Annotated in this window: 27 protein-coding genes; 17 read left to right on the forward strand and 10 right to left on the reverse strand. The window is 73.9% G+C overall.

Going from position 1 to position 25,165, the window contains the following annotated elements; all coding sequences use genetic code 11:
• Positions 1-111: 111 nt before the first annotated feature.
• Positions 112-939, forward strand: coding sequence for a pyrroline-5-carboxylate reductase (proC, locus tag ACFY0X_RS13025; RefSeq protein ID WP_387752949.1), 828 nt, complete (start codon positions 112-114; stop codon positions 937-939).
• A 114-nt stretch (positions 940-1,053) separates the two neighbouring features.
• Positions 1,054-2,295 (forward strand): MFS transporter, encoded by a 1,242-nt coding sequence (locus tag ACFY0X_RS13030; RefSeq protein WP_387752952.1) that lies wholly within the window; start codon positions 1,054-1,056, stop codon positions 2,293-2,295.
• 34 nt (positions 2,296-2,329) lie between these two features.
• Here ACFY0X_RS13030 and ACFY0X_RS13035 read toward each other — a convergent pair whose 3' ends face one another.
• On the reverse strand, positions 2,330-2,794 hold the full coding sequence (locus ACFY0X_RS13035; protein ID WP_387752955.1) for a hypothetical protein: 465 nt from the start codon (positions 2,792-2,794) through the stop codon (positions 2,330-2,332).
• Positions 2,795-3,031: 237 nt separating this feature from the next.
• On the opposite strand from ACFY0X_RS13035, the gene ACFY0X_RS13040 reads away from it, so the two are divergent.
• The 5 genes from ACFY0X_RS13040 to ACFY0X_RS13060 all read left to right on the forward strand — a co-directional run bounded on the left by ACFY0X_RS13040 (position 3,032) and on the right by ACFY0X_RS13060 (position 7,338).
• A complete protein-coding gene (locus ACFY0X_RS13040) occupies positions 3,032-4,228 on the forward strand; it encodes an acetoin utilization protein AcuC (protein ID WP_387752958.1) in 1,197 nt (398 codons plus the stop codon).
• Between the two features lie 224 nt (positions 4,229-4,452).
• Positions 4,453-4,662 (forward strand): helix-turn-helix domain-containing protein, encoded by a 210-nt coding sequence (locus tag ACFY0X_RS13045; RefSeq protein ID WP_045699258.1) that lies wholly within the window; start codon positions 4,453-4,455, stop codon positions 4,660-4,662.
• Positions 4,663-4,853: 191 nt separating this feature from the next.
• Positions 4,854-4,952 (forward strand): 30S ribosomal protein bS22, encoded by a 99-nt coding sequence (locus tag ACFY0X_RS13050; protein WP_003948845.1) that lies wholly within the window; start codon positions 4,854-4,856, stop codon positions 4,950-4,952.
• Positions 4,953-5,177: 225 nt separating this feature from the next.
• Positions 5,178-6,323, forward strand: a complete 1,146-nt coding sequence (locus tag ACFY0X_RS13055) for an NAD-dependent epimerase/dehydratase family protein (protein ID WP_387752960.1) — start codon at positions 5,178-5,180, stop codon at positions 6,321-6,323.
• 7 nt (positions 6,324-6,330) lie between these two features.
• Positions 6,331-7,338, forward strand: a complete 1,008-nt coding sequence (locus ACFY0X_RS13060) for a lysophospholipid acyltransferase family protein (protein ID WP_387752963.1) — start codon at positions 6,331-6,333, stop codon at positions 7,336-7,338.
• Positions 7,339-7,485: 147 nt separating this feature from the next.
• On the opposite strand, the gene ACFY0X_RS13065 is transcribed toward ACFY0X_RS13060, so the two are convergent.
• From ACFY0X_RS13065 to ACFY0X_RS13075, 3 genes are all read right to left on the reverse strand, one after another.
• Entirely contained in the window at positions 7,486-8,772 is a 1,287-nt protein-coding gene (locus ACFY0X_RS13065) for a DUF5667 domain-containing protein (RefSeq protein ID WP_387752965.1), read from the reverse strand.
• A 280-nt stretch (positions 8,773-9,052) separates the two neighbouring features.
• Complete coding sequence (locus ACFY0X_RS13070; protein WP_387753204.1) at positions 9,053-9,874, reverse strand: ECF subfamily RNA polymerase sigma factor, BldN family; 822 nt, start codon at positions 9,872-9,874, stop codon at positions 9,053-9,055.
• A 579-nt stretch (positions 9,875-10,453) separates the two neighbouring features.
• Positions 10,454-11,482 carry an HAD family hydrolase gene (locus ACFY0X_RS13075; protein WP_387752968.1) on the reverse strand — a complete coding sequence of 343 codons (1,029 nt, stop codon included), beginning with the start codon at positions 11,480-11,482 and terminating at the stop codon, positions 10,454-10,456.
• Positions 11,483-11,585: 103 nt separating this feature from the next.
• Here ACFY0X_RS13075 and ACFY0X_RS13080 point away from each other — a divergent pair, with 103 nt between their 5' ends.
• The 7 genes from ACFY0X_RS13080 to hemB all read left to right on the forward strand — a co-directional run bounded on the left by ACFY0X_RS13080 (position 11,586) and on the right by hemB (position 18,912).
• The gene (locus ACFY0X_RS13080) at positions 11,586-11,879 is read left to right on the forward strand and encodes a glutaredoxin family protein (RefSeq protein ID WP_387752971.1); all 294 of its coding nucleotides are present in this window, start codon (positions 11,586-11,588) and stop codon (positions 11,877-11,879) included.
• A gap of 172 nt (positions 11,880-12,051) precedes the next feature.
• Complete coding sequence (locus ACFY0X_RS13085; RefSeq protein ID WP_387752973.1) at positions 12,052-12,798, forward strand: exonuclease domain-containing protein; 747 nt, start codon at positions 12,052-12,054, stop codon at positions 12,796-12,798.
• 101 nt (positions 12,799-12,899) lie between these two features.
• Entirely contained in the window at positions 12,900-13,802 is a 903-nt protein-coding gene (locus ACFY0X_RS13090) for a redox-sensing transcriptional repressor Rex (protein ID WP_387752976.1), read from the forward strand.
• A gap of 25 nt (positions 13,803-13,827) precedes the next feature.
• Positions 13,828-15,168, forward strand: a complete 1,341-nt coding sequence (locus tag ACFY0X_RS13095; protein WP_387752979.1) for a glutamyl-tRNA reductase — start codon at positions 13,828-13,830, stop codon at positions 15,166-15,168.
• A 41-nt stretch (positions 15,169-15,209) separates the two neighbouring features.
• On the forward strand, positions 15,210-16,217 hold the full coding sequence (gene hemC / locus ACFY0X_RS13100) for a hydroxymethylbilane synthase (protein ID WP_387752982.1): 1,008 nt from the start codon (positions 15,210-15,212) through the stop codon (positions 16,215-16,217).
• Complete coding sequence (locus ACFY0X_RS13105; RefSeq protein ID WP_387752985.1) at positions 16,214-17,863, forward strand: uroporphyrinogen-III synthase; 1,650 nt, start codon at positions 16,214-16,216, stop codon at positions 17,861-17,863. The genes hemC and ACFY0X_RS13105 overlap by 4 nt, the downstream gene beginning before the upstream one ends.
• Positions 17,864-17,931: 68 nt before the next feature.
• On the forward strand, positions 17,932-18,912 hold the full coding sequence (hemB, locus tag ACFY0X_RS13110) for a porphobilinogen synthase (RefSeq protein ID WP_387752988.1): 981 nt from the start codon (positions 17,932-17,934) through the stop codon (positions 18,910-18,912).
• 66 nt (positions 18,913-18,978) lie between these two features.
• On the opposite strand, the gene ACFY0X_RS13115 is transcribed toward hemB, so the two are convergent.
• The 3 genes from ACFY0X_RS13115 to ACFY0X_RS13125 form a co-directional block, all read right to left on the reverse strand.
• On the reverse strand, positions 18,979-19,248 hold the full coding sequence (locus ACFY0X_RS13115) for a hypothetical protein (RefSeq protein ID WP_387752990.1): 270 nt from the start codon (positions 19,246-19,248) through the stop codon (positions 18,979-18,981).
• 210 nt (positions 19,249-19,458) lie between these two features.
• Positions 19,459-19,803, reverse strand: coding sequence for a rodlet layer protein (locus ACFY0X_RS13120; RefSeq protein WP_387752993.1), 345 nt, complete (start codon positions 19,801-19,803; stop codon positions 19,459-19,461).
• Positions 19,804-19,887: 84 nt separating this feature from the next.
• Positions 19,888-20,232 carry a rodlet layer protein gene (locus ACFY0X_RS13125; protein WP_359902775.1) on the reverse strand — a complete coding sequence of 115 codons (345 nt, stop codon included), beginning with the start codon at positions 20,230-20,232 and terminating at the stop codon, positions 19,888-19,890.
• Positions 20,233-20,531: 299 nt separating this feature from the next.
• Between ACFY0X_RS13125 and ACFY0X_RS13130 the strand changes: the two genes are divergently transcribed.
• Positions 20,532-21,197, forward strand: a complete 666-nt coding sequence (locus tag ACFY0X_RS13130) for a hypothetical protein (RefSeq protein ID WP_387752996.1) — start codon at positions 20,532-20,534, stop codon at positions 21,195-21,197.
• A 66-nt stretch (positions 21,198-21,263) separates the two neighbouring features.
• On the opposite strand, the gene ACFY0X_RS13135 is transcribed toward ACFY0X_RS13130, so the two are convergent.
• The 3 genes from ACFY0X_RS13135 to ACFY0X_RS13145 form a co-directional block, all read right to left on the reverse strand.
• Positions 21,264-21,641, reverse strand: a complete 378-nt coding sequence (locus tag ACFY0X_RS13135; RefSeq protein WP_387753207.1) for a hypothetical protein — start codon at positions 21,639-21,641, stop codon at positions 21,264-21,266.
• Positions 21,642-21,754: 113 nt separating this feature from the next.
• Positions 21,755-22,027, reverse strand: a complete 273-nt coding sequence (locus ACFY0X_RS13140; RefSeq protein WP_387752998.1) for a chaplin — start codon at positions 22,025-22,027, stop codon at positions 21,755-21,757.
• Between the two features lie 107 nt (positions 22,028-22,134).
• On the reverse strand, positions 22,135-22,377 hold the full coding sequence (locus ACFY0X_RS13145) for a chaplin (RefSeq protein WP_387753000.1): 243 nt from the start codon (positions 22,375-22,377) through the stop codon (positions 22,135-22,137).
• Positions 22,378-22,870: 493 nt separating this feature from the next.
• Here ACFY0X_RS13145 and ACFY0X_RS13150 point away from each other — a divergent pair, with 493 nt between their 5' ends.
• Complete coding sequence (locus ACFY0X_RS13150; protein WP_387753002.1) at positions 22,871-23,110, forward strand: chaplin; 240 nt, start codon at positions 22,871-22,873, stop codon at positions 23,108-23,110.
• Between the two features lie 246 nt (positions 23,111-23,356).
• Positions 23,357-25,030, forward strand: a complete 1,674-nt coding sequence (locus ACFY0X_RS13155; RefSeq protein WP_387753005.1) for an RICIN domain-containing protein — start codon at positions 23,357-23,359, stop codon at positions 25,028-25,030.
• Positions 25,031-25,165 lie beyond the last annotated feature (135 nt).

Raw genomic sequence — 25,165 nt, forward strand, 5'->3', positions numbered from 1 at the left:
GCAGGGCCGTTCGGGGCCGTTCGGGCGCGGGGCGACCACGGAGCGGACGGTCCCCGCGCACGCCACCGGGCGGTGCGAGGATGGCCGCAGTACCGAGGCAAGGAGCGGACCATGGGCAGCAGCGCAGCACACGGACAGAAGATCGCCTTCCTGGGCACCGGCAAGATCGGCGAGGCCCTGCTCTCCGGTCTGCTGCGGGCCGGCAAGGACCCGGCCGACGTCCTGGTGACCGCCCGCCGCCCCGAGCGCGCGGTCGAACTCGCCGCCCGCTACGGCGTGGTGGCCGTCTCCAACGCCGAGGCCGCCAAGCTCGCCGACACCCTGATCCTCGCCGTCAAGCCGCAGGACATGGGCACCCTGCTGGAGGAACTGGCCCCGCACGTCGGCGCGGACCGGCTGGTGATCTCGGCGGCGGCCGGCGTCCCCACCGCCTGGTTCGAGGAGCGGCTGGCGGCGGGCACCCCGGTGGTCCGGGTGATGCCCAACACCCCGGTCCTGGTGGACGAGGGGATGAGCGTCATCTCGGCCGGCTCGCACGCGGGCGAGGAGCACCTGGTGCGCGCCGAGGAGATCTTCAGCTCGGTCGGCAAGGCGCTGCGGCTGCCCGAGTCCCAGCAGGACGCGGCCACCGCGCTGTCCGGCTCCGGCCCGGCCTACTTCTACTTCCTGGTCGAGGCGATGACCGACGCCGGGATCCTGCTCGGGCTGCCCCGGCAGGTGGCGCACGACCTGATCGTGCAGTCCGCGATCGGCGCCTCGGTGATGCTGCGCGACTCCGGCGAGCACCCGGTGAAGTTGCGCGAGGCGGTGACGTCCCCGGCCGGCACCACCATCGCGGCGATCCGCGAGCTGGAGAACCACGGGGTCCGGGCCGCGCTGCTCGGCGCCCTGGAAGCGGCCCGGGACCGCTCCCGGGAGCTGGCTTCCGGCGGGAAATGACCCCTGCGCGACCCCTCCCGGAATCGCGGCGCAGCCCCTACGCTCTCGCCAACATCGTCCTACCGGTCGGTAGCGGGGTGGTGAGGTCCGTCCGGAGTCCGCGTGGAGGTCCGCTTGAGTGCCGCACCGTCCCGGATCCCGCCCGGCCTGCGCGCCGGGCGGGCCGCGCTGGCCGTCAGCTTCCTGCTCCAGGGCACCGCCTTCGCCCTGGTGGTCACCTGCATCCCGGAGATCCAGCACCGGTACGGGCTGGGCGACGGGCTGCTGCCGGTCTTCCTGGCCGCGGTGCCGGTCCTGGCCGGGGTCGGTTCGATCGCCTCCGAGCGGCTGGTGAGGCGCACCGGCGTGCGGGCCGTGCTGCGGGTGGTACAGCCCGCCGTCTGCCTCGGCCTGGCGGCCGTCGGCATGGGCGGCACACTGTGGCAACTCGCCCTGTCGCTGGGGGCGTTCGGGCTGCTGGTGGGGGCACTGGACGCCAGTATGAACATGCTCGGGGTGGGGCTCCAGCACCGCTACGGCCGCTCGATCATGATCGGCTTCCACGCCGCGTTCAGCCTCGGCGCGATCCTCGGCGCTGCCCTGGCGGGCCTCGGCTCGCACTACGGCCTCGGGCTGCCGGTGCTGTTCGGCACGGCCGCCGCGGTGATCGCCCCGCTCGCCCTGCTGGCCGGCACCTTCCCCCGGCCCCCGGCCGGGGGCACCCCGACCGCCGGTCCGGCCGAACCCGGCGACGCCGTCCGGGAGGCGGCCGAGGCGGCGGCCCGGCCCGTCCCCTGGCGTCCGCTGCTGCCGCTCTGCCTGGCGATGGCCTTCGCGTACATCGCGGACGCCTCGGTCTCCAACTACAGCGTCAAGTACCTCACCGACGGGCTGGGCAGCCGGGAGGACGTCGCCAAGCTCTCCTACCTGGGCTACATGGTCGCGATGCTGCTCGGCCGCGCGCTGGGCGACCGCGCGGTGCAGCGCTTCGGCGCCGTCCCGGTGGTCCGCGCCGGTGCCGCGCTGGCCGCGCTCGGCTTCGGGGCGGCCGCGGTGGCGCCCGCCGCCTGGGCGGGCATCGCCGGCTTCACCGTGCTGGGCTTCGGCATCTGCGCGATCATCCCGCAGGTGTTCGCGGCCGGCGGCCGGCTCTTCCCGGCCGACTCGGACGCCGCGGTGGCCCGGCTCAACCTCTTCAACTACGTGGGGTTCCTGGTCGGTTCGCCGCTGGTCGGGGCGATCGCGGACGCGAGCTCGTACCGCTGGGCGCTGCTCGCCCCGATGCTGCTGGTGCTCGCCGTGCTGCCGCTGGCCCACCGCTTCGCCCCGGCTCCGGCCACGGTCCCGGCACCGGCCGAGGCCCCCGCCGTCGGGTGACGGCGGGGGCGGTCGACGGGGCGCGGGGTCAGGGTCAGCTGATCACGGTCTGGAGCTCGGGCACCCCGTAGGTCCAGCCCTGGTCCTTGGCCGTGGTGGTGCCGCCCACCTGGCCGAACTCGTAGTAGACGTACGGTGCCCAGTTCAGCGTGTACGGCGCGGTGCCCCACGACGGGGTGTCGGTGATCTTGACGGTGAGCGTGACGCTCTTCGTCGCCCCCGGCGCGATCGGCGCGTTGAAGTGGAAGTTGGCGCTGTTCCCGTTGAACGCGCAGTCGGAGGTGTCACCGGTGCAGCCGGTGATGGTGAACGCTCCGGCCTGCGAGTTGGCCGGCCAGGTCGGCTGGACGGCCTCGTAGGCGAAGTAGATGGGGCTGTCCTCGGAGTTGGTGAGGGACAGCGTCAGGGTCAACTGGTCTCCCGCCTTCGCCGTCGGCTTGTCGACCGCGAAGGCGGTGCCGCTGACCGCGGCGGAGGCCGGCTGGGCGGCGAAGAACACGCCAAATCCCAGTATTGCAGCGAGAATTACCCCAAGGCGTTGCACGCTGAATGGCTTCATGGCGGAGAGGATATGGAGTCGCGGGGCGTTTGTCTGCACCGCCTCGACACCCGTCTCCACAGCTGCCCCACAACCTCGTGGCCCCGTCGCGCACCGGTTGACCGACCGTTCCCGGGAGCGCCGCCCCGGCCCGCCCTGGCGGCCGCCCGGCCGCCGCCACCCGCTACGGTGGAGGCCATGCCCGAAGCCGAGCGTGACACCCCCTGCGGTCTGCACCTCTTCTGGGACGAGGCCGTCACCGCCTACGACTTCGGCCCCGGCCACCCGATGGACCCGGACCGGCTGGCCCTCACCATGCGCCTGGTCGAGTCGCTCGGGCTGAGCACCGGGCCCGGGGTGACCGTCCGCTCCGCGCCGCCCGCCGGGGACTCCACCCTCCGACTGGTGCACACCCGGGAGTACGTCGAGGCCGTCCGGAGCGCGGCCGCCCACCCCGAGCGCTCCGACCCGCTGCACGGCCTCGGCACCGACGACACCTGGTCCTTCCCGGCCATCCACTCGGCCTCCGCGCTGATCGCCGGCCAGTCCGTGGCCGCCGCCGAGGCGGTCTGGCGCGGCGAGACCCCGCACGCCGTCAACTTCACCGGCGGACTGCACCACGCGATGCCCGGCAAGGCCTCCGGCTTCTGCGTCTACAACGACCCGGCGCTGGCCATCGCCCGGCTGCTCGAACTCGGCGCCGAGCGGATCGCCTACGTCGACGTGGACGTCCACCACGGCGACGGCGTCCAGGCGGCGTTCTGGAACGACCCCCGGGTGCTCACCGTCTCGCTGCACGAGCACCCCGCGACGCTCTTCCCGCAGACCGGCTGGTCGATCGAGACCGGCGGCGAGGACGCCCCCGGCTCCGCCGCCAACCTGCCGCTGCCCGCGGGCACCGGCGACTCCGGCTGGCTGCGCGCCTTCCACGCCCTGGTGCCCGAACTGCTCGACGCGTTCCGGCCACAGGTCCTGGTCACCCAGCACGGCGCCGACACCCACCTGGAGGACCCGCTCGCCCACTTCGCCGTCACCGTGGACGCCCAGCGGCTGATCGCCGAGGCGCTGCACGACCTCGCCCACCGGTACACCGGCGGCCGCTGGCTGGCCACCGGCGGGGGCGGCTACGCGGTGGTCGACGTCGTCCCGCGCACCTGGACCCACCTGGTCGCCACCGCCGCCGGCCGGCCCGTCGACCCGGCCACCGAGACCCCCGAGTCCTGGCGCGCCGAGGTCTACCGCCGCACCCGCCGCCCGGCCCCGCTGCGGATGACCGACGGCGCCCGCCCGGCCTGGCGCGACTTCGAATCGGGTTACGATCCGGCCGACCGGCTCGATCAGGCCATCCTCGCCACCCGCCGGGCGGTGTTCCCCCAGCACGGACTGCTGGCCTGAACCCGCCGCCCGGCCCCGCCCCGCCGGGGCCGTGCGTACGCCGGGCGGTGCCATCCGCCGATCGGCTACGTACTGCAACAGTCCTATCTCTCACCGTACGAGGACTGCACTTCCCCTCTTCCCACTGGTACCACCCATAACTACTCTGGGGATACACGTGTGCCGGTGGAGTCACCGGAGGGGAAGCCGGTGCCTTGCACACGGGTAAGGGTCGGGTGATGGTCATGAGTTCCGTCGAGCGCCCCCTTCAGGAAGTCGTCTTCCTGACCGTGGCGGAGGTCGCCGCGGTCATGCGGGTGTCCAAGATGACGGTGTACCGCCTGGTGCACAGCGGAGAGCTGCCGGCCATCCGGGTCGGACGGTCCTTCCGGGTGCCCCAGCAGGCGGTGCACGAGTACCTCAAGGAGTCCTACGTGCGGCTTGAGAGCGCGTAGCGGCGGCGCGCGGGTGCGGGGTCCACACCGGTGGGCCCCACACCCGTTCGCCGGGGATTTCCCCCGAGTTCTCCGGCTGCCGGGGGCGCGATTTACAGCCCCGGGCAACCGGAAGGTAGGCTAGGCCCTCACGTCAGTCGTATGGACTCCGTCTCTCACGGGCGAGAGTCTCAGTGAGCGAGGGTTGTTCCGTGGGCTCTGTCATCAAGAAGCGTCGCAAGCGTATGGCCAAGAAGAAGCACCGCAAGCTTCTGAAGCGCACGAGGGTCCAGCGTCGCAACAAGAAGTAACGCCTGAGCCTGCGTCTCAGCCCCCGCGTTCGCGGGGGTCGGCCGCGGACTCGCGCACAGCGGCGCAGGAAGAACTCGTAGGCCCCGCCCTCGCGGGGTTTCGGCGTTCCACCGCCCGCCCAGGCCCGTCGCGGCCTGGGCGGGCGGTGTCGTTTCACGGCCCGGCGGGGCGGCGCGGTACGGTGCACGCAGGCCGCTCGGGTCGAGGGAATGGGGTGCAGCACCGTGGGTGTGGTCGTGCTCGTCACCGGCGTGGCCCGCCATCTCGGTGCCCGGTTCGTCGCCGAGGTCCGCCGCCGGCCGGGCGTGGACCTGGTGGTCGGCGTGGACGTGCAGCCGCCCCGGCTGCCGCCCGAGGAGCCGGCCGGACCGGCCGCCCCGTACCGCTTCCACCAGCTCGACCTGCGCCGTCCGGCGCTCTCCCGGGTGCTCGCCGAGCACCAGGTGGACACCGTCGTGCACCTCAGCGTCAGCGCCACCGGCCTGGGCTCCACCAACCGCTCCGCGGTGAAGGAGTCCAACGTGATCGGCACCATGCAGCTGCTCGGCGCCTGCCAGAAGGCCCCTGCGGTGCGCCGGCTGGTGGTGAAGTCCACCACCGGCGTGTACGGCTCCGCGCCCCGCGACCCGGCGGTGTTCAGCGAGCGGATGCAGCCCAAGGACCCGCCCGGCGGCGGCTTCGCCAAGGACGCGGCGGAGGTCGAGGGCTACGTGCGCGGCTTCGCCCGGCGCCGCCCGGACGTCGCGGTGACGGTGCTGCGCTTCGCCAACATCGTCGGCCCGCACGCGGACACCCCGCTCAGCGAGTACTTCGCGCTGCCGGTGCTGCCGACCGTCCTCGGCTACGACCCGCGGCTGCAGTTCGTGCACGAGGACGACGCCGTCGCGGTGCTCTGCCGGGCCGCCGACGAGCCCGTGCCGGGCACCGTCAACACCGGGACCTTCAACGTGGCGGGGGAGGGCGTCCTGCTGCTCTCCCAGTGCGCCCGCCGGCTCGGCCGGCCGACCCTGCCGCTGCTGCTGCCCGCGGTCAGCTGGATGGCCGTGCTGGCCCGGCAGACCCGGCTGGTGGACGTCTCGCCCGAGCAGCTGCGGCTGCTCACCCACGGCCGGGTGGTGGACACCGCGCGGCTGCGCGAGACCTTCGGCTACCGCCCGGTGTTCAGCACCCCGGAGGCCTTCGCCGACTTCGCCGCCGCCGAGGGCCCGGGCCTGCTGCCGCCCGAGCGGCTGGCCGCCGTCACCGACCGGCTGACCGCCCTGCTCGGCCCGGAGGGCGCCGCACCCGCCGGGCCGCCCGCCGGACCTGACGCCGGGCCGCCCGCCGGACCGGGCACCGTACCGAACCGCCCCCGCCGACCGAGGAGCTGAACCCGCGATGAGTGCCGCAGCCGAGAACGCGCCGGGCGAGGCCAAGGTCATCCCGATCGAGTCCGCCCCCAGCTGGACCTCGCCCGAGGGGCCGAAACTGGCCGACCGGCTTGCCGAGGCCGTCGGCGGGGCGCTGTCCGGGCCGCTCGGCCCGGCCGCCACCCGGCTGTTCGGCAAGGGCTGGGAGGGCCGCGCCGCCGAGGGCCTGGCCTTCCTGCGCCGCCGGGTCACCGGCGACTACGAGGTGGACGAGTTCGGCTTCGACCGGGAGCTCACCGAGGAGGTGCTGCTCTCGCTGCTGCGCCCGCTGGCCGAGAAGTACTTCCGGATCGACGTCCAGGGCGTGGAGAACATCCCGGCCGAGGGCGGTGCGCTGGTCGTCGCCAACCACTCCGGGACGATCCCGCTGGACGCCCTGATGACCCAGGTGGTCATCCACGACCACCACCCCGCCCGGCGGCACCTGCGGATGCTCGCCGCCGACCTGGTCTTCGTCCTGCCCGGCGTCAACGAGCTGGCCCGCAAGGCCGGCCACACGCTGGCCTGCAACGAGGACGCCCAGGCCCTGCTGGAGCGCGGGGAGGTGGTCGGGGTCTGGCCGGAGGGCTTCAAGGGGATCGGCAAGCCGTTCTCCGAGCGCTACAAGCTCCAGCGCTTCGGCCGCGGCGGCTTCGTCTCCTCGGCGCTGCGGGCGGGGGTGCCGATCGTGCCCTGCTCGATCGTCGGGGCCGAGGAGACCTACCCGATGATCGGCAACGTGAAGACGCTGGCCCGGCTACTGGGCCTGCCGTACGTTCCGGTCACCCCGACCTTCCCCTGGCTGGGCCCGCTCGGGATGCTGCCGCTGCCGACCAAGTGGACGATCCGCTTCGGCGAGCCGATCGCCACCGACAGCTACCCGGCGGAGGCGGCGGACGACCCGATGCTGGTGTTCGACCTGGCCGACGAGGTGCGCGAGACCATCCAGCACACCCTCTACCAGCTGCTGGTGCAGCGGCGTTCGGTGTTCTTCTGACGGTGCGCCTCCTGACGGCGCGTTCCCGAGCGCGGTGTCCTGCCGGGCGCCGTGCTCCTCGCCGTGCCCCGGGTACGGCGGGCGCCCCCGGGCACAGCGAGGGCCCGGCGGATATCGCACTCCGCCGGGCCCTCGCGGTCCTCGGGGTCAGCCGCCCAGGATGCGCAGCCCGGGCAGCAGGTCCGGGAGCAGCGGGGGCACCTCGACGCCCTGCGGCTGGGCCGCGTCGGGGGCGCTGGGCGCGGCCGACTGGGGGGCCTGCGGCGGGGCCGCGTCGGCGCTCGGCGAGGGCTTGGTGCCGGTGAGCCCGTTGGTGAGGCCGCCGACCAGGCCGTTGACGGCGTCCGGGGCGCTGCTGGGCAGGGCGTCCGGCAGGACGCCGCCCTTGCCGGAGGCGCCGGAGCCGGGGTTGGCCGGGGCGTGCTCGGTGGCACCGGGGTGGTTGCCGGCGGCGCCGGAGCCCGGGGCCTGGCCGGTGCCGGCGGTGGTGCCGGATCCGGCCGCGGGGGCGCCGGCGGAGGGGCCGCCGGTCGAGACGGACGAGCCGCCGACCGCTCCGGAGCCGGCCGTGCCACCGCTCTGGGCGGGGGGCAGGACCAGGCGCAGGGGCGCGACGTCCTCGCTTATGTCGTCGAAGAGCCGGTTCACCAGGTCGGCCTGCCGGGTGAGCTGGACGGGCAGCCTGCCCTGCAGCTCGCTCCACCGGCCGTCCTCGTCGTGGGCGAAGCCGGCCAGTGCCCGCATCGGGTCGAGCGAGCCGTTGCTGCGGTAGACCGACCGCAGCAGCTCGCGGCCCTTGAGGGCGTCGGCGTGCATGTCGTCCAGGGCGCGGCGGACCTGGTCGACGGTGGCCGGGCTGAGGGCGCCGGCCGGGCCGGTGCGGCCGACCAGGGTCTTCGCCTCGCCGAGCCGGGTGGCCGCGTTGTCCAGCAGCAGTTCGCCGCGTTCCGAGTCGGACCCCGCGAAGTCGAGCCGGAGCCCCTCCAGTCCGCGTTTGAGGCCGTACAGGCCGTCCCCGGGGACGGCGTTGGAGCTGGCCGCGGCGGCGCCGGCCAGGCTGCCGACGGCGAGCCCGGCGACCAGTCCGCCGATCGCGAACCGGCGGCTCCAACGGCCGCGCGGCGCCGTCCGGATCGCCCGATGGCGGCGCTGACGGGGCACCTGGGCGCCCGTCCCGCCGGCGAAGGCCTGCTCGAACGCGGCCGTCAGCTGGGCGCGTTGGACCATGCGGACCTCCCGGTCCAGCGCCGGCCCGGGCAGCGCCCCCAGCGCGTCGGCCAGACCGACCAGTTCGGCCATCGCGACCGGACCGGCGCCGGTGGCGGCGGTGTTGTCCGGTTGGCCGTCGGCCGCAGCGCGTTGCTCCGCCTGGTGGGCCTCCAGCGCCTCGGCGAAGGCCTTCGCCCGCCGGTGCTCCAGCACGTTTGCCGTCACGGGCCACACCTCCCTTCGTCGTTGTCGACACCCCGGCCTGCCGGACGGTTGCCCCGGCTGGCCAAAGCCACTCCATCGGGTGATAGGCCACAATTCGACTTGACCGTGGGCCCGGTGGGGACTTGCACGCTGGCCAACGAGCGGTACGGGCGGTCGGTTACGCACGGCTGATCATCGGACCGTCCGTTCACCCTGACGTGTCGGCCGGGCGCGAACGGTGACGGGCCGCCGGGGCGTATGGCACCGGGGCGTATGCAACCGGCGCCGTCGTCGGCCCGGCTCATCGCGCGTCGGGCGGGAGCAGCCGGGCCAGGGTGCGGACGGCGCGGTACTGGAGGGTCTTGATGGCGCCCTCGTTCTTGCCCATGATCCGGGCCGTCTCGGCCACCGAGAGCCCCTGCAGGAAGCGCAGGGTGACGCACTCCTGCTGCTGGGGGTTGAGCCGGCGCACCGCCTCCAGCAGGGCCGCGTTGGAGAGCGACTCCAGCACCGACTCCTCCGGGCTGCGCTCGCACTCGTTGGAGTCGAGCATCTCGCCGGTGGTGACCTCCAGCCGGAAGCGGCTGGACTTGAAGTGGTCGGCGACCAGGTTGCGGGCGATGGTGACCAGCCAGGCGCCGAAGTCCCGGCCCTGCCAGGTGAAGGTGCCGATCCGGCGCAGAGCGCGCAGGAAGGTCTCGCTGGTGAGGTCCTCGGCGGTGGCCCGGCTGCCGACCCGGTAGTAGATGTAGCGGTAGACGGTGTCCGCGTAGTGGTCGTAGAGCCGGCCGAAGGCCTCGCTCTCGCCGGCCTGGGCCCGCTCGACCAGCTCCATGATCGGGTTGTGCTCGGACTCGTAGCCGGGGCTGGGCGCGGTCCGGGTGCGGCCCCGGCCGGTGCCGGTGCTGCCGGTGCGGCCGCGCGAGCCGGTGCCGGCCGAGCCGGCGGCGGTGGTGCGCAGCGCCGGTCCGAGCGGTTGCGGCTGGCCGAACGATCCTCCGGCCGGCGCGAGTTGGGGGGAGGCGGGGAGCTGGCTGCGGAGCAGCGTGCGCAACAGGTCCAGGCCGGTGGAGATCTGCCGCTCGGCGGTCGGCCGGCCGCGGAGGCCGGTGCGGGGGCGCAGGGGCGCGGACGACGGGCGGGAGGGTGCAGGCGCGTCGTTCCGGACGGGTGGGTACACGGGACTCCCAGAGGCAGAACTGTGGACGGATCACCTCCGCCTGCGCGGAGAGCACTCGCCGAAGCGTCCGTTCGAGCGGGACGCGTCGTGACGTGCATCCAGGAGAGAATAACGCTTTGTGCAATGACAGCTACACCGTGTGGTCGAAGTGGTCGTTTGGGATCCATTTGTTGTGCATATTCGGCTGACACTGACCGGAGCTGTCATCGTTCATCCGGCTCAACGTGATCGAACGGGTGCCCAGGGTGACCAATTCGGCGGCCTGAGGGGCGGTTTCCCAGCCTTGGGGCCCGGCAACCCCGGACTTTCCCGGCCTGGCGAACGATCAGAACCGGTCACTGGGCGACAAGTTCGCACAGATGGCCCGGACTTCCGTGCGGAGCGGGGGAGTTCGCCCGTAAGAGGGGCCAGGTCAGAGGCCTTGTTGACGCGGACTCACCCTTCGGGGCGAGCCCGCCCGGACGGCCTCCGGACGGCCTCCGGGCGCCCTTCGGAGCCGTCCGACCGCCCGGCGCGGGAGGTTCAGGCGCGGCGGCGGCGCCGGTTCAGCGCCACTCCGGCCGCCGCCGCGCCGGCCAGCACGCCGACCGCGGCCGCCGCCGGCAGCCCCACCCGGGCCGCCTTGCGCCCGGTCCGGAAGTCCCGCACCCGCCAGCCCTGGGCCCGGGCGTGGCGCCGCAGCGCGCCGTCCGGGTTCACCACGTACGGGTGGCCGACCAGCGAGAGCATCGGGATGTCGTTGGCCGAGTCGCTGTAGGCGGCGCAGCGGTCGAGGTCGAGGCGCTCGCGCCGGGCCAGCGCGCGGACGGCGGCGGCCTTGGCCGGGCCGTGCAGCAGGTCGCCGACCAGCCGGCCGGTGTACCGGCCGTCCCGGGCCTCGGCGACGGTGCCCAGCGCGCCGGTCATGCCGAGCCGCCGGGCGATGATCCGGGCCACCTCCAGCGGGGCGGCGGTGACCAGCCAGACCCGCTGGCCGGCGTCCAGGTGCATCTGGACCAGGGCGCGGGTGCCCGGCCAGATCTTGTCCGCCACCACGATCTCGAAGATCTCCTCGCAGATCGCCTCCAGGTCGGCGGTGGGCTTTCCGGCCACGATGCCGAGGGCGGACTGCTTGGCGTCCGAGATGTGCTCCGGGTCCTCGGCGCCGTGCAGCCGGAACCAGGCCTGCTGCCAGGCGAAGCGGGCGATGTCGCGGCGGGTGAGGAAGCCGCGGCGGTAGAGGCCGACGCCGAGGTAGAAGATCGCGGCGCCGCGCAGGATGGTGTTGTCGCAGTCGAAGAAGGCGGCGGCGCGGGGGTCGTCCGGGTCCGGGGTGTGGTTCTCGGCCGGGGCCTTGGGGGCCTTGCCGGGCCTGGCCGCGGCCGGTGCGTCTGCGGCCGGTGCGTCGGCGGCCGGTGCGTCCTCGGCGGCGTCCTCCGGCTCGGCGGCGGGGACCGGCCCGGGCTCGGCCCGCAGCGCGGCCTCGGCGGCCTCGGCCGCGGCTTCGCCGGCAAGGGCGCTCCGCTCGCTGCTGGAACGCCTTGCCTGGGTGAGCCTTCTGAGCACGGCCATGTCATCGAGGATAGCCAGCCGGGTGCGCGGCGACCGTGACGGAGCCGTGCCCGCGGGGTGAACAGCTCCACCGGGTGCCGGGGGCCCGGGGCGGGCGGGTGCGATGGCGGAGAATGGGGCGGTGAGCCCACTGCTGCGACGTAAGAGCCCCAAGCCCGCGGACCGGACCGTGACCCTGGTCGGCAAGCCCGGCTGCCACCTGTGCGACGAGGCCCGCGAGGTGATCCTCCGGGTGACGGGCGACCTGGGGGCGTCCTTCGAGGAGCGGGACATCACCCAGGACGAGGAGCTGTACCGCCGCTACTGGGAGCAGATCCCGGTCACCCTGGTCGACGGCCGCCAGCACGACTTCTGGCGGGTCGACGAGCGCCGGCTGCGCACCGCCCTCGGCGGCTGAGCCGGTCCTGACCGGGTGTCCGGCCGTGCGCCGCCCCCCCGCCGATCGGCGGGGGCGGTTCGCCGAATCGTTGCCAAAGACACTCCGTTCCGGCTTGGGGCGGTGCGGGTTGGTCGGCTTACGATCGAACGCGTTTGCGCCCATGGGGGGCTGAGCACACGAGGAGTGCGCCATGCTTCCCGGCCCGACCCCCGCGACGCCCCGAGCCCCGGAGGGGACCGGCGGCTTCGCCGTGGTGGACGTGGAGGCGACCGGCCGCAGTCCGTGGCGGCACCGGGTGGTCGAGGTCGCGGTGGTGCTGCTGGACGAGCGGCTCCGCCCCGAGGGGGAGTTCGCCACCCTGCTGGATCCGCTGGGCCCGGTCGGCCCGACCCACGTGCACCGGATACGCCAGTGCGACGTCGAGGGCGCCCCGCGCTTCCGCGAGATCGCCCCGCGGCTGCTGGAGCTGCTGGCCGGCCGGGTGCTGGTCGGTCACCACGTCAGCTGCGACCACGCCTTCCTGGACCGCGAGTTCGCCCGGATCGGGGTGCCGCTGCCCCCGGTCCCGCTGCTGTGCACGATGCGGCTGGCCCGCGCCCACCTGCCGGAGGCCCGCGGCCACGGCCTGGCGGCCTGCGTGGAGGCGGCGGGCCTGGGCTGGTACCCGGCGCACACCGCGCTGGGCGACGCCCGGGTGACCGCCGAGCTGCTGCGGCACTGCCTGGACGCCCCCTCCTGCCCGCCGGACGACTGGACCGGCCCGCTGCGGGAGGCCGCCCGGGTGCCCTGGCCCCGGCTGGGCCGGGCCCGCTCCCGCCCGTCCGGCGCCGCCGTCCCGCTGCTGCGCCGGGAGGCCCCGTACGGCCCCTGGCTGCCCGGTTCCCAGGCCCCGGAGGTGGTACTGACCCCGTCCGGTGCTATGGGTTCGACGGCGTGATGCGCATCACTGTGCCGGGACAAAACGGACACCATCTTTGTGCACACGTTCACAAACGCATAGCCTGGCTGTCAAAGCCCAGCTTCACCCACAGGAGCACCGTGGCAATCGGCCGATCACCACAGAGCAGTTCGCAGACGCCCGACCAGGGCGCCGCGCGCCGACCCTCGCGTGCCCGGGGCATCCCGGAGGCGACGGTCGCCCGCCTGCCCCTCTATCTGCGGGCCCTCACCGCGCTCTCCGAGCGCTCGGTGCCGACCGTCTCCTCCGAGGAGCTGGCCGCCGCGGCCGGCGTGAACTCGGCCAAGCTGCGCAAGGACTTCTCCTACCTCGGCTCGTACGGCACCCGCGGTGTCGGCTACGACGTCGAGTACCTCGTCTACCAGATCTCCCGCGAGCTCGGCCTGACCCAGGACTGGCCGGTCGTCATCGTCGGGATCGGGAACCTCGGCCACGCGCTCGCCAACTACGGCGGGTTCGCCTCCCGCGGCTTCCGGGTCGCCGCCCTGTTGGACGCCGACCCCAACGTGGTCGGTTCCACCGCGGCCGGACTGCCGGTGCGGCACATGGACGAGCTGGAGTCGATCGTCGAGAGCCAGCACGTCTCCATCGGTGTGATCACCACCCCGCCCGGCGCCGCCCAGCAGGTCTGCGACCGGCTGGTCGAGGCCGGTGTCACCAGCATCCTGAACTTCGCCCCGACCGTGCTGACCGTCCCGGACGGCGTGGACGTGCGCAAGGTGGACCTCTCCATCGAGCTCCAGATCCTGGCCTTCCACGAGCAGCGCAAGGCCGGCGAGGAGCCGGACGACCGCGCCGAGTCGGTGCTGGACCGCGCCCCCGGTCCGGTCCGGGCGGCCGCCGCCAAGCTGCGCCGCGCGGCCGGCGGCACCGGCAAGGGCCGGGGCGCCGTCGAGTCGGCGGCCAAGGACCAGGCCGAGCAGGCCAAGGGAAAGTCCGCCAAGGGCGGCGACGGGGATCTCTCCGCGGTGATGCCCGCATGAACACCGAGAGCTGTGGGGGGCGGGCATGAGCCTTCTCGTCGTAGGGCTGAGCCATCGCACGGCCCCGGTCGGGGTGCTGGAACGCGCGGCGCTGACCGGTGACGTGCCGACCCGGCTGCTGCACGACGCGGCCGCCACCGCCACCGTCGGCGAGGCCGCGCTGCTGAACACCTGCAACCGGATCGAGCTGTACGCGGACGTGGACAAGTTCCACGCCGGCGTCGCCGAGCTGTCGCTGCTGCTGGCCCACCACAGCGGGGTGGACCTGGAGGAACTGACCTCCCACCTGTACGTCCACTACGAGGACCGCGCCGTCCACCACCTCTTCTCGGTGGCCTGCGGCCTGGACTCGATGGTCGTCGGCGAGGGCCAGATCCTCGGCCAGCTGCGCGACGCGCTGGCCAAGGCCCAGGAGGAGCACACCGCCGGGCGCGGCCTGAACGAGCTGTTCCAGCAGGCGCTGCGGGTCGGCAAGCGGGCGCACAGCGAGACCGGCATCGACAAGGCCGGCCAGTCGCTGGTCACCTTCGGCCTGGAGCAGGTCGCGGCGGGCGCGGGCGAGATCGCCGGCAAGCGCGCGCTGGTGGTCGGGGCCGGCTCGATGAGCTCGCTGGCCGCCGCCACCCTGGTCCGCTCCGGCGTGACCGACCTGCTGATCGCCAACCGGACCCCGGCCCGCGCCGAGCGGCTGGTCGAGATCCTCGGCCCGGACGTGGCCCGGGTCCTGGACCTCGGCAAGGTGCCGGAGGCGCTCGCCGACGTGGACCTGGTGATCTCCTGCACCGGCGCGGCCGGCGTGGTGGTCAAGGCCGAGGACGTGGCCGCCGCGGTCGCCTCCCGCCGGTCCGCCGAGCCGCTCGCCCTGCTCGACCTGGCCATGCCGCGCGACGTCGACCACGCCGTGCACGAGCTGCCCGGCGCCCTGCTGGTCGACCTGGAGAGCCTCTCCCACGCGCACGCCGCCAGCCCCGGCGCCGGCGACGTCGACCAGGTCACCCGGATCGTCTCCGACGAGGTGACCGCCTTCGGTGCCGCCCAGCGGGCCGCCCGGATCGCGCCGACCGTGGTCGCGCTGCGCTCGATGGCCTCCGACGTGGTCGCCGCCGAGCTCGGCCGGCTGGAGTCCCGGCTGCCGGACCTGGACGAGCGCTCGCGCGCCGAGATCACCCAGACCGTCCGCCGCGTCGTCGACAAGCTGCTGCACGCCCCGACCGTCCGGGTGAAGCAGCTGGCCGCCGAGCCCGGCGGCGCCTCCTACGCGGAGGCACTGCGCGAACTGTTCGACCTCGACCCGGCGGCCGTGCACGCCGTGTCGGGCACGCCCGTCGGCGGCGCGCCCCAGCCCTCGGCCGGGGGCCCCAGATGAACCGTCAGCCATCCCACGAGTACCACCGGGACGATCACCTCATGAATGGTCAACCGATCACGGAGCAGCCCGCGGCCACCACGGCCCTGCGGCTCGGCACCCGGCGCAGCGCCCTCGCCATGGCGCAGTCGGGCATGGTGGCCCGCGAGGTGACCAGGGTCACCGGGCGCCCCGTCGAGCTGGTCGAGATCACCACCTACGGAGACACCTCCCGGGAGTCGCTGGCGCAGATCGGCGGCACCGGGGTGTTCGTCTCCGCGCTGCGCGACGCGCTGCTGGAGGGCCGGATCGACTTCGCCGTGCACTCGCTCAAGGACCTGCCCACCGCCGCCCCCGCGGGCCTGGCGCTGGCCGCCGTCCCCGAGCGCGAGGACGTCCGGGACGCCCTGGTCGCGGTCGAGGGCCTGGGCCTGGAGGAGCTGGTGGAGAAGCTGGCCGGGGCCGGCCGGCCGGCCCGGATCGGCACCGGCTCGCCCCGCCGGATGGCGCAGCTGAACGCCTGGGCCACCGCCCGCGGCGCCCAGCTGGAGACCGTCGCGATCCGCGGCAACGTGGACACCCGGATCGGCTTCGTGACCGGCGGCGAGCTGGACGCGGTGGTGCTGGCGACGGCCGGCCTGAACCGGCTCGGCCGCAGCGCCGAGATATCCGAGCACCTCGGCACCGAGGTGATGGTCCCGGCCCCCGGCCAGGGCGCGCTCGCGATCGAGTGCACCAGCGCCGACACGGACCTGACCGCCGCGCTCGCGGCCCTGGACCACGCCCCCACCCGGGTCGCCGTGGCCGCCGAGCGCGCCCTGCTGGCCGCCCTGGAGGCCGGCTGCTCGGCGCCGGTGGCCGCGCTGGCCACCTGGGGCCGGGAGAACGAACTGCGGCTGGACGGCGTGGTCGGCGACCCCGACGGAACCGCCCTGCTGAAGATGTCCGCCAACGGTCCGATCGTCCTCGACGAGTCCGCCGAGCAGCAGGCGGCGGCCCTCGGCCGCGCGCTGGCTGACCGGCTGCTCGCCGGGGGCGCGGCCACCCTGATGGGGGAGCGAGCCCGATGAGCCCCACCACCGCCACCGACGCCCTGTTCCCGGCGGGACAGCCCGCCACCGGACGGTGCACCTTCCTGGGCGCGGGCCCCGGGGACCCGGGCCTGCTGACCCTGCGCGCGGTCGAGGTGCTGTCCACCGCCGACGTGCTGGTCACCGACCCGCTGACCGCCGCCGCCGTGCGCAGCCACTGCCCGGCCGGCGTGCAGGTGCACGCCCCGGCCGCCGAGGGCGCCGACTTCGACCTGGCCAAGCTGGTCGCCGAGGCCGTCCGCTCCGGCAAGCACGTGGTCCGCACCGTCGACGGCGACCCCGGGCTGGACGGCTGCGCCGCCGAGGAGATGCTCCGCTGCGCGGGCGACGGGATCCCGTTCGAGGTGATCCCGGGCGTCGCCCAGTCGGTCGGCGTCCCGGCGTACGCGGGCGTCCCGCTGCGGGCCGGCTCCGGAACCGACGTGCGCTTCGTGGACGGCGCCGCGCTGCTGGCCGGCGGCCCGGTGGACCTGGGCGTGCCGGAGACCACCCTGGTGGTCCGCACCACGCTGGGCCAGCTGCCCGCCACCGCCGCCGCGCTGGTCGCCGGCGGCCGCAAGCCGGAGTCGGCGCTGAGCGCCACGCTCTCCGGCACCACCACCCGCCAGCGGACCTTCACCTCCACCCTGTCCGGCATCGCGGCCGATCTGAAGGCCGCCCGGGTGCTGCCGTCGCCGGTCTCCGCGCCGGTCGACCCGGCCACCTCGGTGATAGCCGTGGTCGGCGAGCAGGTCGCCCACCGGGCCTCGCACTCGTGGTTCGAGACCAAGCCGCTGTTCGGCTGGAACGTCCTCGTGCCGCGCACCAAGGAGCAGGCCACCGGCCTGTCCGAGCAGCTGCGCTCGTACGGCGCGGTGCCGCAGGAGGTGCCGACCATCGCGGTCGAGCCGCCGCGCACCCCGCAGCAGATGGAGCGGGCCATCAAGGGCCTGGTCACCGGCCGCTACGAGTGGATCGCCTTCACCTCGGTGAACGCGGTGCGCGCCGTCCGGGAGAAGTTCGAGGAGTACGGCCTGGACGCCCGGGCGTTCGCCGGGATCAAGGTCGCGGCGGTCGGCGAGACCACCGCGCAGGCCCTGGTGGACTTCGGCGTGAAGCCGGACCTGGTGCCCTCGGGCGAGCAGTCCGCCGCCGGTCTGCTGGAGGACTGGCCGCCGTACGACCCGGTCTTCGACCCGATCGACCGGGTGCTGCTGCCGCGCGCCGACATCGCCACCGAGACCCTGGTGGCCGGCCTGGTCGAGCTGGGCTGGGAGGTCGACGACGTGACGGCGTACCGGACGGTGCGCGCCTCGCCGCCGCCGGCCGAGACCCGCGAGGCGATCAAGGGCGGCGGCTTCGACGCGGTGCTGTTCACCTCGTCCTCGACCGTCCGGAACCTGGTCGGCATCGCGGGCAAGCCGCACAACGTGACGGTCATCGCCTGCATCGGCCCGGCCACCGCCAAGACCGCCGAGGAGCACGGCCTGCGGGTCGACGTGATGGCCCCGGCGCCGTCGGCGGCCGCGCTGGCCCAGGCGCTGGCAGACTTCGGGGCCAAGCGCCGCGACACCGCGACGGCCGCCGGCGAGCCGGTCTACCGGCCCAGCGAGCGCCGTCCCGGCTCGCGCCGCAAGGCCCGCTGACACCCCTCACGGCCGGGGGCGGCCGACCGTCGCCCCCGGCACTGCACAACCGTTCGGAGAGAGAAGCCGTGACCGCTGAATTCCCGTACGTACGCCCCCGCCGGCTGCGGCAGAGCCCGGCGATGCGCCGCCTGGTGGCCGAGACCCGGCTGCACCCGGCGGAGCTGATCCTGCCGCTGTTCGTCCGCGAGGGCGTCAGCGAGCCCGTCCCGGTGACGTCGATGCCGGGCGTGGTCCAGCACACCCGGGACACCCTGCGCAAGGCCGCGGTGGAGGCGGCCGAGGCGGGCCTGGGCGGCCTCATGCTGTTCGGCGTCCCGCAGGTGCAGGACGCCGTCGGCAGTGAGGGCACCAACCCGGACGGCATCCTCCAGCAGGCGATCCGGGACGTGGTCTCCGAGGTCGGCGACTCCCTGGTGGTCATGTCGGACCTCTGCCTGGACGAGTACACCGACCACGGCCACTGCGGCGTGCTGGCCGCCGACGGCAGCGTCGACAACGACGCCACCCTGGAGCGCTACGCCGAGATGGCCCGGGTGCAGGCCGACGCCGGCGTCCACCTGGTCGGCCCGTCCGGCATGATGGACGGCCAGATCGGCGTGGTCCGGCGGGCGCTGGACGAGGCCGGGCACCAGGACGTGGGCATCCTCGCCTACACCGCCAAGTACGCCTCGGCCTTCTACGGCCCGTTCCGCGAGGCCGTCGGCTCCTCGCTCAAGGGCGACCGCAAGACCTACCAGCAGGACCCGGCCAACGCCCGGGAGTCGCTGCGCGAGCTGGCGCAGGACCTCGCCGAGGGCGCGGACATGGTGATGGTGAAGCCCGCCATGGCCTACCTGGACATCCTGCGCCAGGTCGCCGACGCCTCCCCGGTGCCGGTCTCCGCGTACCAGGTGTCCGGCGAGTACGCGATGGTCGAGGCGGCCGCCGCGAACGGCTGGATCGACCGGGAGCGGATGATCATGGAGACGCTCACCTCCATCCGCCGCGCGGGCGCCGAGCAGATCCTCACCTACTGGGCCCTGGAAGCCGCCGCGATGCTCAAGTAGCGGGCGCCGCACGGCGGAAGGCCGGGCCGGTCCCCCAGGGGAGCGGCCCGGCCTTCCGGGTTCCTGCTAGATGCCCACGCCCCCGGCGTGCGCGAAGCCCGCGCCGCCGCCGACCAGGTCGGTGGAGGTCGCGGCGCCGCCGCCGAAGCCACCGGCGGCGACGTCGCCGGCGTGGGCGACGCCGAAGCCCCCGCCGGCCAGGAACGGCTCGTCGGCCGAGGCGACGAACTCGCCGCCGCCGATCAGGCCGACGTGGGCGAAGGCCGGGGTGGCGGCACCCGCGAGTGCCAGCGCGGCGACGGCGGTCAGCGCGGCCTTGGCCAGCTTGTTCTTCATGGAACTGCCCTCTCTCTGGGAGCGCCCCCGCGGGCGCTCTGACACGTGATCACATCCGGCGGCCCGGTCCGGCGCCCCACGCGCCGGGCCGGGCCGCCGCTCACCCGTCCGGACCGCGCCGCGGTCCGGACGGACACTCTCGTCCGCGAAGCCCGGAGGGCCCGGGGAGGTGTTCCTCCCCGGGCCCTCCGTCCGTGCCAGGCCCCTCGATCAGCCGATCAGGTGCGAGATGCCCGCGTCGCCGGTGGACTGGGTGTTCTGGCCGACGTTGCAGATCTGCTTCGGCTGGTTGTTCAGGACCGGAACCTCGACCGGCACCGCGACGCCGATGACGGCGACGGCGATGTTGTGGATCTCCGGCAGGCAGATGTTCGGGTTGTCCAGAACGTGGCTGTTCGGGCTGCCGTTGCCGGTGGTGCCGGTGTGGTTGGTGCCGCCGTTGCCCTGGACGGAGGTGGCGGCGCCGTCCGAGTCGACGATGGCGGAGGCCGAGCCCGCGGACATCGCGAGGGCGGCGGCGGCCAGGCCGGCGGCGGCGAGGGTCTTCTTGATCATTTCCGGTTTTCCTCTCGGGGTGAATCGGGGAGCGATTCGAAGGTGGATCGAACGGTGGTGCAGGACGAACGGAGCGGCGACCGATCAGCCGATCAGGTGGGACACGCCGCCGTCGCCCTGGCTCTGGGTGCCCTGGCCGACGGTGCAGTACTGCCTGCCGCCGTTGTTGGCGATCGGGACCTCGACCGGGACGGCCACGCCGAGCACGCCGACGGCGATGTTGTGGATCTCCGGCAGGCAGATGTTCGGGTTGTCCAGGAAGTGGAAGTTCGGGCTGTTGTTCCCGACCGTGCCCGTGAAGTTGGTGCCGCCGTTGCCTTCGATGGAGGCGGCGGCGCCGTCCGCGTCACCGATGGCGGAGGCGGGCGCGGCGGCACCGGCCAGCGCGGCGACGGCCAGGCCGGCGGCGGCGAAGGACTTCTGGATCATGGCGAGATCCCTCTCTGAAATGCTCTTTGGATTCCGTGCGTACAACGCTGAGAACGCTCAGACCCGGTCTGCAGTCACTGACGTCCAGATCAAAGAACGACGGCACGGAAGGTTACGGGGATTTTTGAAAAGAGTCCCGCAGACACGGCGGCGAAGGGATTCCGATCGGATTATTAGCCCGAATCGGTTAACCGCCGCATTCCGTGGTCCCGGTCACTCGTTGAGCAGGCTGCTTTCCGGCTGCGGCCCCCGCAGCCCTTCCCCCGTGATCCAGTTCGGACAGCAGAACGGTGAATAGCATGAAGTTCTCCAAGCGGGCCGGCGCGATGCTGCTGGCGGTCGGTGCCGGCGTGCTCGCCTCCCAGGGGTCGGCCTCCGCCGCCGCCCCGACCGGTCTCGATCAGGTCGGCGCACTGGAGGACGCGCTGGCCACCCAGCAGGTCCCGGCGGACATCCCGCTCGCCCCGCTGGGCAGCCGCCTCACGGCCGGCATCCCGACCTCGCTGGTGATGCCGCCGGTGCCCGGCCGGACCACCAGCTCCGACGGCGCGCTGCTCCCGGAGCAGATCCTCCCGCAGCTGGCCACCGGCAAGGTCGGCCCGAGCGCCAAGGCCGACCTGCCGCTCCCGCTGGTCGACCGGAGCGCCGACCTCGGCGAGGTGCTGCTGGACGCCCCGGCCGCGCCGCTGAACGCCCGGACCCCCGGGCTCACCCTCGGCAAGCCGCTCGCGCTCGCCCAGGACGGCGCCGGCCAGCTCGCCGGCGGCCGGCTGAAGGTGGACGAGATCGACCCGCACCTGGTCACCGGCGCGGTGCAGGTGATCCCCGGGGCGAAGGCCAGCCTCGGCGGCGATGACAGCCGGCTCTCCCTGACCGACACGGCGGGCGCCCTGGCCGACACCGCCACCACGACGACCACCACCGTGGTGGGGCAGACCGGCCTGACCGACCTCACCCGGCTCTGAGGCCCGTCCGGCGCGAGAGCCCGGCACCCGCGCGGCGGGATGCCGGGCTCTCGCGCTCCCGGGCGCTCAGCCCGGCAGCAGGCCGGTCAGCCCGCCGACCACCGGGAGGTCCTTGACGCCGCCGCCGGCGCTCAGCGGGCCGGTCAGCGTCCCGGTGCCGACCGCGGGCAGGCCCTGGTCCGGCTGGAGGGCCGCGCCGTTGTTGAGGAAGTCGGCCGAGGAGTTCGCCCACGGGTCCAGCCGCAGGCTCTTGATCGGCGCGATGCCGTAGCCGAGGCCGGTGGTCGTCCCGCCCAGCGCCTGGCCGAGGTCGGTCTTGGTGAGCGTGGCCGGGCCGGCCGGGGCCTCGCCCGGGGCGGTGGCGGCCTGCGCCGAACCGGCGCCGAGCAGCACCGCGGCACCCACGGCGGCGGCCAGGCCGGCCGCGCTCTTCTTGGAAAGCATCGTGATCACCCTTCGGAGGATCGGGGGTCCCGGACGGCTGTCCGGATACGCCGAACTGCCCCCCGGCCGACTGGTCGGGGGGCAGGACGGCCGGATCGCGTGCCGATCGGGGATCAGCAGTCGTCGTCTTCGTGCTGCGGCGGGGCCTCCACGTTGGCGCAGGTGTTGCCGAACGCCGGGTTCAGCAGGCCGACGATGTTGATCGTGTTGCCGCACAGGTTGATCGGGATGTGGATCGGCACCTGGAGCTGGTTGCCGGAGACGACACCGGGGGAGTTGGCGGCCACGCCCTCGGCGCCCGCGCTGGCGGCGGCGGAGCCCGCCGCGCCCAGCACCAGGCCGGCAGCGGCGGCGGACAGGACGGCGGCCTTCTTCATGTTCTGCATGGGGGTTGATCTCCTCGATCACACACGGGTTGAGCGTGCCGCCCCGGCGTCGCGGGGCGTGGCACGGGCTCGGTGAACCAGCTGTCGCCGGTGCGGCGACCGCGGGTTCAGCCGGCGTTGACGCAGGTGTTGCCGAACGCCGGGTTCAGCAGGGCGATGATGTCGATGGTGTTGCCGCACAGGTTGATCGGGATGTGGATCGGCACCTGGATCTGGTTGCCGGAGAGCACGCCCGGGGAGCCGGCGGCGACACCCTCGGCGCCGGCGCTGGCGAACGCGCCACCGGCGGCACCGAGCACCAGGCCGCTGGCGGCCAGCGACAGGGCGGCGGCCTTCTTGAAGTTACGCATGTCATTCCTCCGATTTCTGCCCGACGGAAGCGAGATGTCGGGAAGCCGGGCGAGCACGAATACTCACCCGATGACTTCAGGGATTGCCGTGATTGTCACTCGGTCGGCGCACATCGGCGTGTTCCGCCCATGGCTCGGGCGCGACCGCGGCAGCCGGGTCACGGCGCCTTTCGAAGCGATTCCCGCACGGCCGGGAAAAGCCTGACGAAGGCGTGACCGGGTGGAATTCCGGTCGGTGTTCCGGCACGGGTTGCCGGACACCGGGTACGGGAGGCCCGCTGCGTGGGGGCCGTGGAGACCGGGTTCCGTCAGGGAGAACGAGGCACCGCGCGCGGGGAAACGGTCCGACCCTCCGATCACCCGAATGCCCGGTCTCCCGGCGCCGTTGCGCCGGACGGGTGACAGTGCGGGGACCGTCGCAACCGGGCCGGTGGGGTCTCGTTCTAGATGTCGCACTCCCCGTGCACATCTGTCGAACAGTCAGGAGGCTCACATGAGCATCAAGAAGACCGCCGCCGTCGGCGCGGCCGTGGTGGGCATCGTGGCCACCGGTGCCGGCACCGCGATGGCCAGCGCCGGCGCCCAGGGCGTTGCCGCCGGTTCCCCCGGTGTCATCTCGGGCAACCAGATCCAGATCCCGGTGCACGTGCCGGTCAACGTGTGCGGCAACACCATCGACATCATCGGTGCGCTGAACCCGGCGTTCGGCAACAAGTGCCTCAACGCGGGCTGAGTCCGCACCCCCGGTTCGGCCGGTGAGAGCCGCCGTTCCGCGCTTCCCTCCTGGGGCGCGGGGCGGCGGCTCTCCGCTGTGCCCGGAATGCGCCGGACCGTCAGTTCTCCACGGTGTCACGAGCCTTGTTGTGTTACTTGTCAGTTCCTAGAATGCGAGACCTGCTCACCTTTCCTGCTCCTCTCTTGCTCCGCGCCGCTCGGCGGCCCCGCCAGGGCGGTCCACCCACCCCGCAAGGAGTCGCGTGTGATCAGGTCCCCTCTGTCGGCGGCGCGGCGGACGCGTACGGGTGCGCCCCGGTGCGCCGCACTGCTCGCCACCGGAGCCCTCCTCGCCACCCTCGGCCTGGCCGGCGCCCCCGCCGCGCTGGCCGACCCCGCCCCGGCCGCGCCCGCGGCCGCCCGTCCGGCCGCGATCGTCGCCCTCGGCGACAGCGCCATCTCCGGGGAGGGCGCCGGCACCGACACCAACGACGGCTACTTCCCGGAGACGGACAGCCCCACCAACTACTGCCACCGCCACCCCAAGTCGGAGATCTTCGTCACCGACATCCCCGGGGTCACCCCGATCGACCTCGCCTGCTCCGGCGCCCAGACCGGCGACCTGGTCAGCGATCCGGAACTGGCGAAGATCACCGGCCCCGGCAGCGGCGACTTCGGCGAGCCCAAGCAGGACGTCAAACTGGCCGACACGGCGGCGAAGTACGACGTCAAGATGGTCGTCGTCACCATCGGCGCCAACGACGACTTCGACTTCAGCGGCATCATGATGCACTGCCTCGCGCAGTACTTCCCGATCCCCAAGGACCAGGGCTGCCGGGACACCATCGGCAGCGACGAGATCCGCCGGCGGGCCAAGGGCGTCCAGCCCAAGGTGGTCGCGGCGCTCCAGAACATCCGCCAGACCATGCGCAGGGCCGGCTACGCCGACTCCTCGTACCAGCTGGTCTACCAGTCGTACTTCAACCCGATCACCCCGGACATCCGGCGCAACGACTACCTCGGCAAGGTCGCCGACGGCTGCCCGGCGTTCCCCGAGGACCTCGCCTGGGGCCACAACTGGGTGGTGCCGACCCTCAGCGACGCGCTGCGCGGCGCGGCCGAGCAGGTGCCCGGCGTCCGGTACCTGGACCAGCGGCGGGTCGCCTTCGGGCACGAGGTCTGCGCGGAGTGGACGAGCTCCCCGTACGAGTACACCAACGGGGACGTCATCAACCTCGCCGAGTGGGTGCGCAACGGCTGCGACTCGCAGATCGGCATCCCGGGGCTGTGCATGAACATGGTCCGCCAGTCGTACCACCTGCGGGTGGCCGGCTACCGCGGCGAGGGCGTCTGCCTCGGCCAGTTCTACGCCCGGCCCGAGCTGGCGCAGGCGTACTGCACGCTCAACCAGCAGAACACCACCTCGATCCAGCCGCTCTCTCCCGGACAGCCGTTCGGCGACGTCCCCGAGGACGGCTCCTGGTACCAGCTGACCAACGCGGCCGGCGGCAACGTGCTCGACCTCGCCGGCGGCGGCAGCTACGGCGACTCCACCAACGGCCGGCCCGCGATCACCTATCCGGCCGGTGGCGGCCTCAACCAGTCCTTCGTCCTGGAGGCCAAGGCCGGCGGCAGCTACGAGCTCGACTTCAGCGGCAACCGGGACATGTGCCTGGACGCCGACGCGGCCTCCACGGCCCCCGGCACCCGGATCCAGCAGTGGCGCTGCAACGGCGGCGGCAACCAGCACTGGGTGTTCAAGCCGGCCGGCGACGGCCGCTACAAGATCGCCGACTCCCAGGACCAGACCAAGGTCCTGGCCGCCGGCAGCACCCTCGACGCCAAGGGCAACCCGTACGTCGAACTCGCCGCCGACACCGGCGCCGCCAACCAGCTCTGGCAGCTCACCAAGCTGGGCATCGTCTACGTCCACGGCTGATCCACCCCGCACCACCCCGGGCCGGGGGCCCCCCCCCCCGGCGGGGGGGGGCGGGGGGCCCCGCCCCCCCCCCCGGGGGGGGGGGGGGCGCGGGGGGCGCGGGGGGGGGGGGGGGGGGGGGGGGGGCGGGGGATA

Source organism: Kitasatospora sp. NPDC001547, from assembly GCF_042894165.1.
Taxonomy (GTDB): domain Bacteria; phylum Actinomycetota; class Actinomycetes; order Streptomycetales; family Streptomycetaceae; genus Kitasatospora.

Excerpts from the sequence above, each read along its gene's own strand:
- proC (WP_387752949.1), top strand. The coding sequence starts at position 112 with ATGGGCAGCAGCGCAGCACACGGACAGAAGATCGCCTTCCTGGGCACC.
- ACFY0X_RS13040 (WP_387752958.1), top strand. The coding sequence starts at position 3,032 with ATGCCCGAAGCCGAGCGTGACACCCCCTGCGGTCTGCACCTCTTCTGG.
- ACFY0X_RS13045 (WP_045699258.1), top strand. The coding sequence starts at position 4,453 with ATGAGTTCCGTCGAGCGCCCCCTTCAGGAAGTCGTCTTCCTGACCGTG.
- ACFY0X_RS13060 (WP_387752963.1), top strand. The coding sequence starts at position 6,331 with ATGAGTGCCGCAGCCGAGAACGCGCCGGGCGAGGCCAAGGTCATCCCG.
- ACFY0X_RS13075 (WP_387752968.1), bottom strand. The coding sequence starts at position 11,482 with ATGGCCGTGCTCAGAAGGCTCACCCAGGCAAGGCGTTCCAGCAGCGAG.
- ACFY0X_RS13080 (WP_387752971.1), top strand. The coding sequence starts at position 11,586 with ATGGCGGAGAATGGGGCGGTGAGCCCACTGCTGCGACGTAAGAGCCCC.
- ACFY0X_RS13085 (WP_387752973.1), top strand. The coding sequence starts at position 12,052 with ATGCTTCCCGGCCCGACCCCCGCGACGCCCCGAGCCCCGGAGGGGACC.
- ACFY0X_RS13095 (WP_387752979.1), top strand. The coding sequence starts at position 13,828 with ATGAGCCTTCTCGTCGTAGGGCTGAGCCATCGCACGGCCCCGGTCGGG.
- hemC (WP_387752982.1), top strand. The coding sequence starts at position 15,210 with ATGAATGGTCAACCGATCACGGAGCAGCCCGCGGCCACCACGGCCCTG.
- ACFY0X_RS13105 (WP_387752985.1), top strand. The coding sequence starts at position 16,214 with ATGAGCCCCACCACCGCCACCGACGCCCTGTTCCCGGCGGGACAGCCC.
- ACFY0X_RS13115 (WP_387752990.1), bottom strand. The coding sequence starts at position 19,248 with ATGAAGAACAAGCTGGCCAAGGCCGCGCTGACCGCCGTCGCCGCGCTG.
- ACFY0X_RS13120 (WP_387752993.1), bottom strand. The coding sequence starts at position 19,803 with ATGATCAAGAAGACCCTCGCCGCCGCCGGCCTGGCCGCCGCCGCCCTC.
- ACFY0X_RS13125 (WP_359902775.1), bottom strand. The coding sequence starts at position 20,232 with ATGATCCAGAAGTCCTTCGCCGCCGCCGGCCTGGCCGTCGCCGCGCTG.
- ACFY0X_RS13130 (WP_387752996.1), top strand. The coding sequence starts at position 20,532 with ATGAAGTTCTCCAAGCGGGCCGGCGCGATGCTGCTGGCGGTCGGTGCC.
- ACFY0X_RS13135 (WP_387753207.1), bottom strand. The coding sequence starts at position 21,641 with ATGCTTTCCAAGAAGAGCGCGGCCGGCCTGGCCGCCGCCGTGGGTGCC.
- ACFY0X_RS13140 (WP_387752998.1), bottom strand. The coding sequence starts at position 22,027 with ATGCAGAACATGAAGAAGGCCGCCGTCCTGTCCGCCGCCGCTGCCGGC.
- ACFY0X_RS13145 (WP_387753000.1), bottom strand. The coding sequence starts at position 22,377 with ATGCGTAACTTCAAGAAGGCCGCCGCCCTGTCGCTGGCCGCCAGCGGC.
- ACFY0X_RS13150 (WP_387753002.1), top strand. The coding sequence starts at position 22,871 with ATGAGCATCAAGAAGACCGCCGCCGTCGGCGCGGCCGTGGTGGGCATC.